Raw genomic sequence first — 1,949 nt, forward strand, 5'->3', positions numbered from 1 at the left:
GTGGCGGTCGACGAGGTCGCGGAGGCGCTCGGCGTCCACGTCGACGCCGACGACGTCGAGTGGGGCGTCGAGCCGGAGCAGGTGGACGAGAACAACGTCCGGATGCACTGCCGCTTCTCGGGGGTCGTGCGCGGGACGCTCCGCTCCGCGGAGGTGACGGTCCCCGTCAAGATCTCGCGGGGGACCTGCGACCGCTGCGGTCGCATCGCCGGCGGCTACTACGCCGGGATCGTTCAGGTCCGCGCCGACGAGCGCGACCTCACGCCCGCGGAGCGCGCCGAGGCGCTCGACATCGCCGAGACGTACGTCGCCGATCAGGAGGCCGACGGCGACCGCGAGGCGTTCATCACCGAAGTCAACGAGACGGACGACGGCCCGGACATCAAACTCTCCTCGAACCGGCTCGCGCAGAACGTCGCGACGCGGATCACGGAGTCGCTGGGCGGGAGCTTCGAGTCGTACCCGACGCTCGTCACCGAGGACGGCGACGGCAACGGGGTGTACCGCGTCACGTTCGCGGTCCGGCTCCCGAAGTACGCGGACGGCGAGATCGTCGACCCCGAGGACGGCGACGGCCCCGTCCTCGTCACCGGCGTCTCCGGCCGCCTCCAGGGCGTCCGCCTCGCCACGGGCGCGGAGTACACCTCCGCGTTCGCGGACGGAGAGGCCCCCGACGCGACCCGACTCGGGACCCGGGACGACGCGACGGAGACGACCGTGGTGACCGTCGAAGACGAGAACGCGATCCAGGTGCTCGACCCGGTCACCTACGAGGCGAAGACCGTGCCGAACCCCGCGTTCGTCGACGACGACGCCGACGAGGTCCTCGCGTTCGAACACGAGGGAGCGGTCCACCTCGTGCCGAGAGAGGGCGACGCTCCGACGGTGACGGGGCGTTCGGATTCAAACTGAGTGTTCATCCCTTAGCGTTTGATTTGCCAGATTGCGGTGGCGCGCGCCTCCGAGCGCCCGACAGGGCGCGAGGAGCGTCACGCGAGGGAGTCGGTCGCCGGAGCAACGCGGAGGCGACCGACGAGGCTGGGGAGGCGTGAGGTGCGGTCGCGGTGCGGGGCGGGACTCGAAGGGGCAGTCGCGAGGACGAAGCACGGCGACGTAAGCACCGCAGCGAGGGAGCGAAGCGACCGAGCGAGGAGCGCAACGAGTCGCGCGAGTCCTCGTGGCTGGGGCTTCGGTGGTCCCAGTCGCGGAGTCGTTCGCGGCGAAAACACTCACGTACGGCCTCACGACTGGGGCTTCGGAAGTGTTCACCGCGTCACCAGCGATTCTGCCCTTGATACCTTCTCTACCCTCGAAAGAGCCATCTTATAAGCACGCTTTAGCGACAAACCGTTTCAAGCGGGGATGTCGCTGAAAGAGAGAATTTCGACAGAAACAGAAATCGATCATCCGTGGCGTTCTCGCATCTCTGCCGGGAGATGAATGCCGACCGAGAGCGCGACAGATCAGTCGGCGCGGGCGGGCTGGTCGTTGCCGAGCGCCGCGGCGCGCTCGGAGTCGGTTACTTCGATACCGCGGCGTTCGAGCTGCTCGATGAACTCGGCCTCGCTGAGCCCCGCCTGCGCGGCCGCCTGCGACAGGGTCAGGGTTCTCGCACCGTACAGCGTCAGCGCACTCGACAGCCCGTTCGTGGCCATACACTCAGTAGTCGAGTGAGGGATTATGAAGGTTACTACTTCATTAAGGGGCCTGATACACCTTATACGATATATATTGACGGGTGATCGAAACGGTGGTGATAATACACGGAGCCACGGCTACCGGTTTCGCGGTCGTGTCAGGAGCGCGATCGCGCGCGTTCGGCTGTACAACCGTCGCCCGCAGGAGTTATGTCGCTCTACGGTCGAGACGCGGGCATGGACAGACAACAGCTCTTCGCGCTGTTCTTCGCGTTTCTCATGGTGAGCTCGATGGTCGCCTACGGCGTCTCC

General features: G+C 66.5%; 2 protein-coding genes. One reads left to right on the forward strand and one right to left on the reverse strand.

The features are described from left to right. Window positions 1–912: 60S ribosomal export protein NMD3 (locus BN903_RS10505; protein WP_048077671.1), on the forward strand; the 912-nt coding region annotated here is incomplete at its 5' end. A 551-nt stretch (window positions 913–1,463) separates the two neighbouring features. Here the strand turns inward: BN903_RS10505 and BN903_RS10510 are convergent. Then, the gene (locus tag BN903_RS10510) at window positions 1,464–1,655 is read right to left on the reverse strand and encodes a UPF0175 family protein (RefSeq protein WP_048077672.1); all 192 of its coding nucleotides are present in this window, start codon (window positions 1,653–1,655) and stop codon (window positions 1,464–1,466) included. Window positions 1,656–1,949 lie beyond the last annotated feature (294 nt).

The organism is Halorubrum sp. AJ67 (genome assembly GCF_000513435.1).